Source organism: Vibrio sp. Vb1574 (assembly GCF_033338675.1).
Genome location: NZ_JAWOTC010000007.1, coordinates 98,420 through 110,955 on the forward strand (window position 1 = coordinate 98,420; position 12,536 = coordinate 110,955).

A 12,536-nucleotide genomic window follows, 5' to 3' on the forward strand; every position below is an offset into this window, starting at 1 on the left:
GCTCTATCGCATAAAAGGGCAACGGAATTTTCAACATTACTGTAATTTTTTCGCTCGGTTACCTTTCTCTATACGTAACACTTTTTATTTAAGTAACACTTTTTATTTAAGTAACACTTTCTACAAAATAACGATGAGGTAGCTATGAAGAATATGTCTAAGTTATTGGCCGGTTTCTCCTTCGCACTTCCAGTCTTGTTTCTACTATTGAGTAAAACAGGTACCGCCGATACGATGGATAAGCTGAAGGCTTCAGAGAATACAAGAATCGCAACGCTAGCTGGCGGTTGTTTCTGGTGTACAGAATCGGATTTAGAGCAACTGCCCGGCGTAATCGATGTTGTATCAGGTTATTCAGGTGGTCATATTGAAAACCCGACTTACCGCCAAGTCTCTTCTGGTAAATCTGGTCATATTGAAGTGATTGAGGTGAAGTACGATCCTGCTGTCGTGAACTACGAGCAAGTGCTGGACTACTTCTTCCGTCATATCGACCCTACCGACGATAAAGGTTCATTTGTTGACCGTGGTCCTCAATACCGTCCAGCGATCTTCTACCATAATGCGGAGCAAAAGCAGATTGCTAAGCAGTTTATGATGGAAATCGACAAGGCGATGATCTATCCAAAACCGTTGAAAACAGAGCTGATCGAGTTTGAAAAGTTTTACCCTGCGGAGTCGTACCATCAGGATTACTACAAGAAGAGTAGCTTGAAGTACAAATACTACCGCTACGCATCAGGTCGCGATAAATATCTCGACGAAGTATTTGGTGAAGATCGAAAAGAAAGTCCTAAAACACTTCGACAGTTGATTGAAGAAAAAAAGCTGCTTTCGAAAGTGAAAGCGTACAGTAAACCTGCTCAGTCTGAAATCAAATCAAACTTAACAGAGCTACAGTATTACGTGACGCAAGAAGAAGGCACGGAGCGTCCGTTTGATAATGAATACTGGGACAACAAAGAAGCGGGAATTTATGTGGATATTGTGACCGGTGAACCGCTATTTTCTTCTACTGATAAATACAAATCTGGCACAGGTTGGCCAAGCTTTACTCGACCAATTAACCCGGGTTACATCGTGGAGAAAACCGATTATAAACTGCTCTACCCTAGAACGGAGATCCGCAGTAAGTTTGGTGATTCACACCTAGGTCATGTGTTTAAAGATGGTCCGAAGCCGACGGGATTACGCTATTGTATGAACTCTGCTGCGATGAAATTTGTACCTGTGAACAAGATGGCGAGTTTAGGCTACGGCGATTACCTGTACCTATTTGATAAGTAGTTTTAACCAAATTAGGAGTGAACATTCAGCGCGATGAAAGGTTTTAAATCCAACCTTCCCATGAAAGTCTGTCCGGTCTGTCAGCGCCCATTTTCTTGGAGAAAGAAGTGGGCGCGAAATTGGGAGGAAATCGTTTATTGTTCTGAGCGTTGCCGAAGAAATAAATCAACGAAAACGTAGGTCACTCCGACCCTCTCTGGAGTATGTTATTTCATTTGTATTAACGTTTGTACGCGTTCTCTTACCAAGGTAATAACGTCCCATCATAAGCCCAAAACGCCCCGCTATCTTGCGGGGTTGCTTTTTCTATCAAGCCTAATAAATCCTTAGCAACTCGCTCTGGCGTGAACAACTTTCCCTCTGGGACATTGGTTTGAAAAGGTGCCGACAAAGCGGTATCTGTGGTGCCAGGGTGAAGTGAAAGCACCGTGCCATGTTTGACCATTCTTTGCCATTCGATCGACATGGTTTTAAGGAACATGTTTAATGCGGCTTTCGATGCTCGATAGCTGTACCAACCACCTAACTGATTATCGCTAATGCTGCCAACTTTGGCCGAAATGGTCGCAAACTTAGGTGCAGTACTGCGTTTTAGTTTGGGCGTGAAGTATTTCGCCAACAGCAAACTTGGCAAAGTATTAACCGTGATGGTTTGCTGAAAAAAGTCTGCGTCGAGCGAGCTAAGATTCTTCTCAGGGCCTTTTTCTTGGGTGTGCAACATACCGACGCTGTTCACCAACCAATCGACGTGTTCAATCTGCTCACTGAACGCTTTTACCTGCTCGTCTTGCGATACATCCACTTGATGCCAAACGACATTTGGGTGTTGCCAATCTGGTTGCTGCTTACGATAAGTGGCATGCACGCGAGCTTGAGGAAACCGAGCTGCGGCTTCTCTCACCATCGCCAAACCAATTCCACCATTGCCACCGACGATGAGTATTTCCATCACAAGTTCTCCACGTTTTCTATGTAGTGCTCTGCGGTATCAAGAATCGCTTGGCGTTGTTGTTCTTCCATGTTGTCCCAAGAGCGGAAAATCATCCCGATTCGTGGATTGGCTGCGAGGCGCTTGTCGTGTTTGTTCATAAAGCGCCAATAAAGGCTGTTAAACGGACACGATCCTTCCCCACTCCTCGCCTTATTGTCGTAATGGCAACCCTTACAGTAGTCGCTCATTTTGTTGATGTAAGAACCACTCGCCGCGTAAGGTTTGGTGCCAACAATGCCGCCATCCGCAAACAATGCCATGCCACGTGTGTTCGGCATTTCGACCCATTCAATCGCATCAACATAGATACCGAGATACCACTCATCCACTTGATCTGGGTCGATCTCGGTTAGCAAGCAAAAGTTACCAGTGACCATCAATCGTTGGATGTGGTGTGCGTAGGCGTAATCGAGGGACTGCCCAATCGCATTGCGCATACAAGCCATTTTAGTTTCACCATTCCAGAAGAAATCTGGCAGCTTTCTTTCTGCGCCCAATTCGTTGTTTTTCGGGTAATGAGGCATGTTCGCCCAATAGACCCCTCGAATGTACTCTCGCCATCCTAAGATTTGGCGAATAAACCCTTCAACTTGAGAAATGTCGATGTCCGCGTTGGAATGAAATGCCTTGAGTGAAGCATCAATGACTTCTCTCGGGTGCAGTAATTTGCTGTTAAGCGAGAATGAAATTCGGCTGTGATACAAGCTCCACTTAGCGTCGTGCTGGCCTGTCATGGCATCTTGAAAACGTCCGAATAACGGCAGACAGACTTGGCAGAAATGCGCGAGTAAAGAGAGGCTTTGCGCGCGATTAATCGGCCACAACAAGTCCCCTTCGAGATTTCCGATGGTTTTGATGTCATGTCGTGCCAGCCGCTCAATAATGCCGTGGATGTCAGTACTGAACATCAAAGGTTGTGGCAGTTGTTCAATGTCTTTGGCTTTGAGCTTGTTACGATTATTGGCATCGTAATTCCATTTTCCGCCGACGGGCTTTCCGTCTTGCATCAAGATGTCGAAGCGCTTGCGCATACGGCGGTAAAAGTGCTCCATCATGATGTGTTTACCTTGAGGAAACTGCGATTCTATTTCCTCAAACGGCAACAAAAAATGTTCCGAGTCGACACAACGCGTCACGACCCCATCAAGCTTTAGTTTGGCTAACTGCTCCAGAAGACGGTATTCATCCGGGCGTTGATATTCAAACTTACTTGCACCAACTTCACTCGCGTAGTGTTGCAAGACTTGCTCAAGATCGTCGAAGGATTGTGTGTCATCCAACGTGAGGTGCAGAACTTGGTGACCTTCACTCTGACGCTCTTTCGCAAACTGTTCCATTGCGGAAAAGAACGCACACACTTTCTGAATATGATGCGTGACGTAAGTATTCTCTTGCTTGAGCTCCGCAATCAGGTAAAGCACTTGCTCATCCGGTTGCTGAAACCAAGAGTGCTCACTGTTAAGTTGATCGCCCAAGATCAATCGTACGGTTTCAAATTGCATTACGGTTTCTCCGATGACGAAGCTTTGTCACTGCTGCCCATCACAATCGGCCAATCGACCATGTCTACACTATCCAAATGCGCGCCAGGACAACGACCTTGCCACCTATCGATGAACTCCATGTGCGGGTCGTACATTTCGGTTTGCTTTTCGAGGTTGAATTGTCGTGAACCACGCGGATCAGCACCAACGCCTGCTAAGTATTGCCAATTTCCCCAGTTTGATGCCACATCGTAATCGACCAGTTGTGACTCAAAGTACGCCGCGCCATAACGCCAATCGAGGCCAAGCTCATGCACCAAACAACTGGCAACTAACTGTCTGCCACGATTCGACATATAACCCGTTTCATTAAGTTGGTGCATACACGCATTGACGATAGGAAATGGCGTTTCACCTTTCTTCCATTGTTGAAAACGGTGCGCGTAAAAGCTGGTGAGTGGTGCTCGATTTTGGATGCCACCGAATCGGAAGAGCTGTCGCTTGTGTCGACGGGCATACCAATAAAAGTATTCACGCCAAAGCAGTTCGAAGTAAATCCAGTAGGTTGAATCATTTGCACCATTCTCCGCTTCATAACGTTTCAACATGGCATAAATAGTTTTCGGAGAAACGCACCCATGAGCTAACCAAGGAGAGAACTTGGTGGAGTAATCCATGCCATCTAAACCGTTGCGTGTTTGTTTGTATTCACTGGCTAGTGTGGAAGCAAAATACTGGCGACAATGTTCAAGCCCGCGGCTTTCTCCACCATGAAACGCAGCTTTTGCGTCAAAGTAATATGCAGTAACGGAAGGAAGATTCACACCTAAAGGAATTGGAGGTAACGAACGGATACTCTCGTGGGGCCGAGAGATGTCTAAACCTTCAACTTGCTTTCTAAACTGCGTGAAAGTGGTAGGCAGATTGCTCAAGTCAAATGGCAGTTGTTCTTCCCTTAACAGGGTCCGGATTGCTTGCTGTTTTATTTTTACATGAGAAGCGCCTTCAGCTACGCGATCTAACGCTTGTTGCTCATCCGAACCGGGAAAGGCGTCAGCATATATATGTGTGACGCCGAAGCGGTTAACAGCATACTTGATTGCTTGATCGGGCGTTAGTTCAACCGCCCATAATCGCTGACCAAGGTGATTCAAAGATTGATTGAGTTCACTAAGCGATGCGTCGAGAAACTGCAATTTCGCACGCCCGAAAGAGGCTTCCTGCGCAAAGTGATGCAAGTAAGGCGTCATTGAAGGGTAGCAATACAAGCAAATTAACTCGTCCATTTCTACACTGGCACTTTTCAACAGTGGGTTGTCGTGCAATCGCAAGTCGTTCGTGAACCAATAAAGTCCTATTTTCTTTTTCAATTCGCACCCTCAGATGTTAATTCTTCGTCTACGAGTTCTTTTCACGGAGACCCTGACGTTAAGCCTTTTGATTTACTTGCTTTTATACGAAAACGAGAGTTTGACGATCATTAGGTTACTAACGTTTACACAGAATCCATTTGCTGGATATCTCAAAACACGCAATACCACCAAATGCCTGTACATGTTTCATACTGATATTTTATAAAATTCGAATCCAACGGTATTGATCACGATCTTAATCACTCATTTTCTATATAAACCATGCAAAAGTGATAAAAATTAAAGCGACATTAGTTAATATCCGTTAATCTAAGCCCAATCCCATTTTGCTAGTACCATCGCAGAAATGACCGACGAGTTTAAGAAATCAACCGCTAATTTAAAAAAAGCGGTCCCACTGATGATCAAAAACCATGTTGCTGCCACGCCAGCCAACTACGCGCTTTGGTATACCTACGTTGACAAGACCATTCCAGAACTCAACTTTGAGTTAGACATGGTGTTAGAAAACTACGGTATTTGCCCGCCAGCAACCAATAAACAGCTTTACAACAACTATGTGGCCAGCAAAGCAGAAACCAGCCTTGAAGATCTTAGAACCAATGTAGAAGTTCTGCTACACGAAGTATCCAGTTCAATGAGCGATACGATTTCAGATACTTCCTCCTTTTCTGAGATGGTAGACAAAAGCTTTAATAAACTGGAAAAAGTTGAGGACAATAGCCTAAGCATTGAAGAAGTGATGGTAGTGATTCGTCAACTTGTCGCAGAGTCACACGAAATTCGTCACTCAACAAAGTTTTTGAATAGCCAATTGACTAACGCGAGTGAAGAAATTTCTCGCCTCAAAAACCAACTGGCTGAAGTACAGCAAGATGCGTTGTTCGATGGTTTGTCAAACCTATACAACCGCCGAGCATTTGACAAAGATCTCTCTTCACTTATTGCATCAAATCAGGCAATGACCTTGATCATGCTTGATATCGATCATTTCAAATCATTTAACGACAATTACGGGCACCTTTTTGGCGATACAGTATTAAAAGCCATTGCCCGCCGGCTACAACAAAGTTGTCGAGATGGGATATGTGCGTACCGTTTTGGTGGTGAAGAATTCGCGTTAATTGTACCTAACAAATCTCTGCGAATTGCTCGCCAATATGCAGACACACTACGCCGGATGATAGAAAAACTGCGTATCAGAGATAAGCGCTCAGGCACACAAGTTCACAGCATTACCGCTTCTTTTGGGGTAGCAGAATTTGAGCCTGGTGATACGCCTGAAGCCTTAATCAATAAAGCCGATAAACAGCTTTATGAAGCAAAACAACTCGGTCGTAACCGCGTGATGCCAATTTAAATAAACTGACTAAGCGAAAACGACTTTTACGATGAAAAAGAAAACCCCGCGACGTAAAGTGCGGGGTTTTTATATCCAATCATGAGTATCTTAATCGACGCTGTAGCAGTAACTTAGAATATAGTCGTCACCATTTTTTGCGGTATATTCTTTATCTTCACTGCATGCCATCGGCTTACCTTTTTTGTCGCCTTTGATTAGACTTATCCAATGGCGCATCGCGGTTGGTGAATTGCCAGTTAGTTCAGGATGAAACGTCGTGCGAGTTTCCAATTGAATATCGTCAATGTCCACTAATTCCACGCAACCAGTGCCTTTATGACAGCCAAACAGCACTTCTACATGATTGCCCGAATCATCTTTGAACAAAATAGACTTTGGATCTTCCTTTTCACCAGTGTACGCCACGAAGTGTTTTGGGCTTTTCAGGCCGCTGTGTGTACCGTCTTTGAAATAAGCCAAAACATGGCGGTAATCAATCACGTAACTTGATACATCTTGGTGCGACCCGTTCTCCAATGGGAACATGCGGTCAAGCAGTTGCTTCGCTTTTACTTGTTTCTCACTCTGCTGCTCAGCACTTACCGCTTCGACGGCAAATACGGCTTCAGCGATAAATGGGCGTTGTTGTTGTTGCATCTCTTTTTTATCGAAGTTCAGCATATTCATCGTCATATCCTCGCACTTAAAAACTCGTCCTAGAGTAAAAACTTAAATCCTTTATTTAAGTTTCAGGCAATTCTGTGAAGTGGATGGTTAATTTCCTTGCCTGCTCATTATGTAGACTAGCGAAATATTGACTACAATTTCACAACAAAAATTTTACAATGTGAATTTTACAAAATGTCTGTGTCAAAAAGCCTTATTCGTCAGTCTCATTTTCTTGGTACGAAAATTCGTAACCTAAGAAAAAACAACCATTTAACGATGGAAGATTTGTCTGCCCGTTGTGTAAGAATTAATCCAGAGTACGCTCCGTCGGTTTCTTACCTTTCAATGATTGAGCGCGGAAAACGCGTACCGAGTATCGATATGCTCGAAGTGATCGCGGAAGTTTTTCAAAAAGATCCGGCGTGGTTTTTAGATGATGAACCCGAATTAGAAGCCATCACACCCAACAAAGGAAATCGTGGCGGGATTAGTGGCATGGCGTTGGAGCCGAGCTTTCTGTTCTCCAATGATATTCTTCAAATCGCGATACCAGAAATGCTCTCCCAAACAGGTATCACGGGGCGTCAGTTTGCTCATCTCTTGATTCGAGCACACCAAGAAAACCATCAAAACCATTTTCCTGATTTAGAGCGCGCCGCCGAAGAGGTCGGCTTGAAGCGGCTGAATCTATCTGTAGAAGATCTCGTAGACATTGCAAAGAGTATGGGATTGGATATCCGCTGGGTAGATCGAGCGCCACAAGATGTGATTGATGAACTGGGCGTCAGCGCCAAACAGTTGATTACGTCTTTCATGGAGCCTCCTGGGACTATTTATCTCAATAAACGAATGCGTGACTATCCAACCCGATTGAAGTATGACTTGGCGGTATATATCGGCCATCGAGTGCTCCATAGCAGCGATGCAATGAATAACGTTCTATCTATCGGGCATCAAAACAATTGGGAGCAAATGGACAGCCCTGTGTCGAACTCTGAACTCAATTCGCAAGATATCCTGCAAGCTTGGCGTGATTTTGAGTCCAGCTTCTTTGCCGGTGCCCTACTCTGCCCCAAAGTACCCTTTCGTCAGTTGCTTGACCGTTCTGGTTACGAGATTGATGTTCACAAAAAGGCGGGGGTTTCTCCTTCTGTTGCAATGCGTCGCATGACGGTGGTCTCGCCTTACCCTCATTGGCACTATTTTGATGCCTATGGCCCTGGCAAGTTAAAAGCCGTGTATCGCGGAAATGGTATTCCATTGCCTTGGGGTAACATGCGCAAAGTGAACGACCCTTGCCAGCACTGGGCGGTATTCCGACGCCTTTCCCAGCCTTTGGATACCAGTTCAGCGCAAATTTCGATTTTAAATGTTGGCGACGAGCCACGTATCTACTGCTGCGAATCGGTCAACGTATTTGATCCTGCGGGGAATAATCGCGTGCTATGTGCCGGTATTGATCTTAACCCTGCCATTTCTGCACAAGGTGGCGATGCCGTTTCCATAGCGGAAGAACTTAAGTCCCTTTGTGTCGCTTCCGGCGGAAGTAGTGTTATTCCTCCCCACATCAAAAAAGACTTAACGACTATCGCTAAGATATTAAACATCAACTGGATAGAGCGCGGGATTCAAACCCAAGCAAGGTTGATCTGCTCCAGAGGGGCGGTTTGTCCAAGACAACCTAGTTGTTACAGCAAGTGCGGAGAAGCTGATGAGACGGGCAGCGACGTGAATATCATCGGGCTTTAGAAAGAAAAAACGCCAATCACAATAAACGTGATTGGCGGTATATACTTGTGAACAATTTGTATTCACTAACAACGTCAGTTGGCTAGGTGACCCTCGGCTTAATAAGGGTCACTCTAAGTAATGCACGATGCGTGCCAACTTTAAAAAAGCCGTTTTTTAGTAGATCCAGATGCATATCGTTGCTTTATTAACCATTAATTTCGCAAACTGCATTTGCAAAATGCAACATTATGCAAATATGCCACTGAATGCACTGCTAATAACGACTCTCTCAGCAAAGTGTCTGTGAACATATGAAGTCACATATTCTTGCACCTCAATGATGATGAGATTTCGGGCTCCCAACTTTACCATTCTTCTAACCCCTTATTGAAACTGGGTTCAGGCTCATCCGCCATGCTTTTGTTGATACATTCTCTCATCGGCTATTTTCATCATTTGCTCAGGAGATGACATTTTCGGGTCAAATATCGCGTACCCAATACTGGCTTTCAAATAGATAAGCGTTTCATCGTAAATGACGGGCGTCGAGCATAGCGCTAATCGAAGTTTTTGTAGAAGGGACTGAACATTTTCTTCCGTTCCTGGGTGATGAACTACAACTAAGAACTCATCACCGCCCATTCTGGCCACGATGTCTGATTTACGCAGAGAGCTTTTTACCCTTTCAGCCGTAGCGATTAAAACTTTGTCACCTGCGTCGTGACCATAGGTGTCGTTAATGTGTTTAAACCTATCTAGGTCAATATTAATTAAGGCGAAGCTATAACGCTTTTTATAACGTTTCGCTATTTCGAACTGCTGCTTATAAAACTTCATAAAATAGCGACGGTTTGGTAAATTCGTGAGTTCATCGTGTAAAGCTCTGTCATCTGCAATGGTATACAGTCGATAAATGGCGAACAGCGCGAGGCTAAGTGCGAATATAATGGGATAGCCGATTACTCTAGCTAAATGCAACTGATGCCAAGAGATTTGGCGATCAGCTTTGCCTCCAGAGAAAACCACCATACTCCACCCACCATAAGGAAAATGAACCATCTCTTTTGCATATACCATGCTATTTACACTTTGCGCGCCAAAGAAAGCATCACCAAATGAGCCACCGCTATCGTAACCACGGATCATTAAAGGGTAACGATACGAGAAATCAATTACGCCGGTTTCTCTCATCAGAGCATCGAAATCAATCACCGCACTGATCACTCCCCAGTAGTCCTGATTCATTGGAGGATCAAGAAAAACAGGCACACGCACGATCAAACCTCGGCCACCTTGAATCAAAGTCACTGGCCCTGCGATGAAAATTTCTTGTACATCCTTGGCTTTTTGCACCTGTACCCACTGCTGTGGCACTGCGCGGTAATCAAGGCCGATTAGGCGCTCATTACCTTGGCGTGGAAATACATGACTAATTACATCATTTTTCGCGATACCGATGATTGTAATATGTTTACTTTTATTTAGGATTCGGTGAGCGGCGATACTCAATTCTTCTTCTTGGTTTTTAGGAAGTAACGTAATGAGTGTCGCTAAAGTACTGGCTTTGTAGATATCCGCCATAAGTACCGCTTCCAAATTGGAACGGAGAATGGAAAGTTGTTCTTTGGCCTCAACTTGAACTCGCTCTTTGTGAAGCTCTTGCTGGTTTCGATTTAACAGCTCGATAACCCCAATACACAAAGCGAAAAAGGTGAGGAAGAACAATGCAAAATAGCATCGTTTTCTGGGTAAATAACGCATTTTCTCCCCACAACTCGTATACAACTACGAGATTTTTTATTTATTGTTAAAATTCTTATTATCACAAGAATAACCAATCATAATCAGAAAGGTAACAGTGATTGACAACTTTTATGTTTTAGGTGTGAGATGATGCATCAACAAGGCGATTTATTTGGCGGCGATCTATGGCAAGAAGTAGAAAGAGGAAAACTTTATTATGATCCTCAATTTCTTAACCATCTTGAGGCGGATAATTACTTTGACCAACTTCGAAAGACACTGCCATGGCACCAAGAACACATTGCTATGTTCGGCAAGTCAGTACTTCAACCTCGCTTACAAGCGTGGCACGGTGATGCAGCATATACTTACTCAGGCTTAACCATGCAGCCTCACCCTTGGACTCCTGAGTTAACTCAGCTCAAAGTGCGTTGTGAATCAGTTGCTGATGTCACTTTTAATTCTGTTCTCGCTAACTTATATCGACACGGCCAAGACTCAATGGGCTGGCACCAAGATAATGAACCAGAGTTAGGTAGAAACCCTGTTATCGCATCTTTGAACTTAGGTGAAACACGTCGATTTTTGCTTAGAAATTTACATTGTAAAACTGAGATTGAATATGAGCTTTCTCATGGCTCCTTACTGATTATGGCTGGCGAGCTACAGCATCACTGGAAGCACTGCGTACCAAAAACCGCGAAAACCAAAGATGAACGTATCAACCTGACTTTTAGGCAAATTTTTAACTATTGACTCAGCTTTTACATTCTCAATTAATATTGATGGTAGGTTTAGGTTCAGGACTTCATAGGGAATGGATTTATGCGTATTAAACCTCTTAGCTTAGCGGTCTTACTCTCTTGCTCACTTACCTTTGCAGCTCAGGCATCACAGGAAGAGGTACCGCTTCTCGATAATACTCAATCAGCGCAGTTGATTCGTAGTACCTACGAACAAGAACTGTTCACTTTCCCGGCGTTTAAAGAGGGCCATTTTGGCTTACGCATGTACCGCCAAACATTAGATGAGAAATATCACGCTGCCATTTGGACCGACATGGCACAAGTAGCCAGCCGGTTAAACCAATTTGCTAATGAAGTCGTTGAACCAGAAGACATCATTCTCTATTCATCTCAAAGGCTGACCACGTATCAAGAGAAAGAAACCGAACGAGGGCAGCGACGCTATACCGTGACTAAACACCATCCTGAGTACCTTTATCTTGGTGTGGATTTGCTTGGCGCAATGGCAAGAGCAAACGAATACGGCCTAAAGCATAAACAAGACAAAACGCTGAGAAAAATTATTAGGCGCTACGATTTCTCGCGTTACGTTACGGACAAAGAGATGATAGAAGCATGGGCAGCTCAGCTTGCAAACCAAGTCTACTGGCTTCGTCAGTTAGGAGAGCAAGATGTGGTCGAGGAATTCACTCAAACCTTCCGTGACACCTACCCCGACGATAAAGATAAGATGCTTTCAGCTCAGCAGTATTGGAACAAACTTTATGGTATGACGCACATCATCTTTGCCGATTCACAGTATTATCAGGAGCGAGTAAGCGAGAAGAAACACCAATGGATTTATGATTACTTTCGCAACAATATCGACACTATCCTACTGCGCGCCAAAGAAGACGTGATTGCGGAAGTCGGCATTTCGTTTTTGTTAGCAGGCTTGGACCATGATCCGGTCGTAAAGAAAACCCGCCAAGCCATTCGTCACGCAATCAACGCAGAAAAAGGGATGATTCCGTCGGTCGACGGTAACTTTGATCTCAAGTACGGCGAACACCGTAACGTACTAGCCATCATGCTGCTCGATTGGAAAGGGGTACATAAAGCGCCAACTTATCAAGAGCACCCAGAGGCTTTTAAATCGATACCTTACGGCTTAATGCCCAAGCCTTAGAA

The 12,536-nt window shown here is 44.3% G+C and carries 11 protein-coding genes; 6 read left to right on the forward strand and 5 right to left on the reverse strand.

Annotation, left to right across the window (positions count from 1 at the left end; translation table 11 throughout):
- Positions 1-144 precede the first annotated feature (144 nt).
- Together msrB and R7O12_RS07725 are read left to right on the forward strand one after the other, a co-directional pair.
- Positions 145-1,287, forward strand: a complete 1,143-nt coding sequence (gene msrB / locus R7O12_RS07720; RefSeq protein ID WP_005374134.1) for a peptide-methionine (R)-S-oxide reductase MsrB — start codon at positions 145-147, stop codon at positions 1,285-1,287.
- Between the two features lie 33 nt (positions 1,288-1,320).
- Positions 1,321-1,467, forward strand: a complete 147-nt coding sequence (locus tag R7O12_RS07725; RefSeq protein ID WP_005374142.1) for a DUF2256 domain-containing protein — start codon at positions 1,321-1,323, stop codon at positions 1,465-1,467.
- Positions 1,468-1,528: 61 nt separating this feature from the next.
- Here the strand turns inward: R7O12_RS07725 and R7O12_RS07730 are convergent, their stop codons facing one another.
- From R7O12_RS07730 to R7O12_RS07740, 3 genes are read right to left on the reverse strand one after another with little or no spacing between them, the layout of a single operon-like run.
- The gene (locus R7O12_RS07730) at positions 1,529-2,236 is read right to left on the reverse strand and encodes an SDR family oxidoreductase (protein ID WP_158155689.1); all 708 of its coding nucleotides are present in this window, start codon (positions 2,234-2,236) and stop codon (positions 1,529-1,531) included.
- A complete protein-coding gene (locus R7O12_RS07735; RefSeq protein ID WP_005374147.1) occupies positions 2,236-3,780 on the reverse strand; it encodes a cryptochrome/photolyase family protein in 1,545 nt (514 codons plus the stop codon). Before R7O12_RS07735 ends, R7O12_RS07730 begins: the two co-directional genes overlap by 1 nt.
- The gene (locus R7O12_RS07740; protein ID WP_132936958.1) at positions 3,780-5,132 is read right to left on the reverse strand and encodes a DASH family cryptochrome; all 1,353 of its coding nucleotides are present in this window, start codon (positions 5,130-5,132) and stop codon (positions 3,780-3,782) included. The genes R7O12_RS07735 and R7O12_RS07740 overlap by 1 nt, the downstream gene beginning before the upstream one ends.
- A gap of 349 nt (positions 5,133-5,481) precedes the next feature.
- Between R7O12_RS07740 and R7O12_RS07745 the strand changes: the two genes are divergently transcribed.
- Positions 5,482-6,495: a GGDEF domain-containing protein gene (locus tag R7O12_RS07745; protein WP_047102820.1), complete on the forward strand. Its 1,014-nt coding sequence runs from the start codon at positions 5,482-5,484 to the stop codon at positions 6,493-6,495.
- 90 nt (positions 6,496-6,585) lie between these two features.
- Here the strand turns inward: R7O12_RS07745 and R7O12_RS07750 are convergent, their stop codons facing one another.
- Complete coding sequence (locus tag R7O12_RS07750; RefSeq protein WP_054574506.1) at positions 6,586-7,164, reverse strand: malate synthase; 579 nt, start codon at positions 7,162-7,164, stop codon at positions 6,586-6,588.
- Positions 7,165-7,338: 174 nt separating this feature from the next.
- On the opposite strand from R7O12_RS07750, the gene R7O12_RS07755 reads away from it, so the two are divergent.
- Complete coding sequence (locus tag R7O12_RS07755; RefSeq protein WP_080773721.1) at positions 7,339-8,895, forward strand: DUF3612 domain-containing protein; 1,557 nt, start codon at positions 7,339-7,341, stop codon at positions 8,893-8,895.
- 387 nt (positions 8,896-9,282) lie between these two features.
- On the opposite strand, the gene R7O12_RS07760 is transcribed toward R7O12_RS07755, so the two are convergent.
- Positions 9,283-10,638 (reverse strand): diguanylate cyclase, encoded by a 1,356-nt coding sequence (locus tag R7O12_RS07760; protein WP_021035911.1) that lies wholly within the window; start codon positions 10,636-10,638, stop codon positions 9,283-9,285.
- A gap of 132 nt (positions 10,639-10,770) precedes the next feature.
- Here R7O12_RS07760 and R7O12_RS07765 point away from each other — a divergent pair, with 132 nt between their 5' ends.
- Positions 10,771-11,376: an alpha-ketoglutarate-dependent dioxygenase AlkB family protein gene (locus R7O12_RS07765; RefSeq protein ID WP_054728611.1), complete on the forward strand. Its 606-nt coding sequence runs from the start codon at positions 10,771-10,773 to the stop codon at positions 11,374-11,376.
- 69 nt (positions 11,377-11,445) lie between these two features.
- Complete coding sequence (locus R7O12_RS07770) at positions 11,446-12,534, forward strand: DUF3541 domain-containing protein (RefSeq protein ID WP_005384167.1); 1,089 nt, start codon at positions 11,446-11,448, stop codon at positions 12,532-12,534.
- The last annotated feature ends 2 nt before the right edge of the window (positions 12,535-12,536 follow it).

Excerpts from the sequence above, each read along its gene's own strand:
- msrB (WP_005374134.1), top strand. The coding sequence starts at position 145 with ATGAAGAATATGTCTAAGTTATTGGCCGGTTTCTCCTTCGCACTTCCA.
- R7O12_RS07725 (WP_005374142.1), top strand. The coding sequence starts at position 1,321 with ATGAAAGGTTTTAAATCCAACCTTCCCATGAAAGTCTGTCCGGTCTGT.
- R7O12_RS07730 (WP_158155689.1), bottom strand. The coding sequence starts at position 2,236 with ATGGAAATACTCATCGTCGGTGGCAATGGTGGAATTGGTTTGGCGATG.
- R7O12_RS07735 (WP_005374147.1), bottom strand. The coding sequence starts at position 3,780 with ATGCAATTTGAAACCGTACGATTGATCTTGGGCGATCAACTTAACAGT.
- R7O12_RS07745 (WP_047102820.1), top strand. The coding sequence starts at position 5,482 with ATGACCGACGAGTTTAAGAAATCAACCGCTAATTTAAAAAAAGCGGTC.
- R7O12_RS07750 (WP_054574506.1), bottom strand. The coding sequence starts at position 7,164 with ATGAATATGCTGAACTTCGATAAAAAAGAGATGCAACAACAACAACGC.
- R7O12_RS07755 (WP_080773721.1), top strand. The coding sequence starts at position 7,339 with ATGTCTGTGTCAAAAAGCCTTATTCGTCAGTCTCATTTTCTTGGTACG.
- R7O12_RS07760 (WP_021035911.1), bottom strand. The coding sequence starts at position 10,638 with ATGCGTTATTTACCCAGAAAACGATGCTATTTTGCATTGTTCTTCCTC.
- R7O12_RS07765 (WP_054728611.1), top strand. The coding sequence starts at position 10,771 with ATGCATCAACAAGGCGATTTATTTGGCGGCGATCTATGGCAAGAAGTA.
- R7O12_RS07770 (WP_005384167.1), top strand. The coding sequence starts at position 11,446 with ATGCGTATTAAACCTCTTAGCTTAGCGGTCTTACTCTCTTGCTCACTT.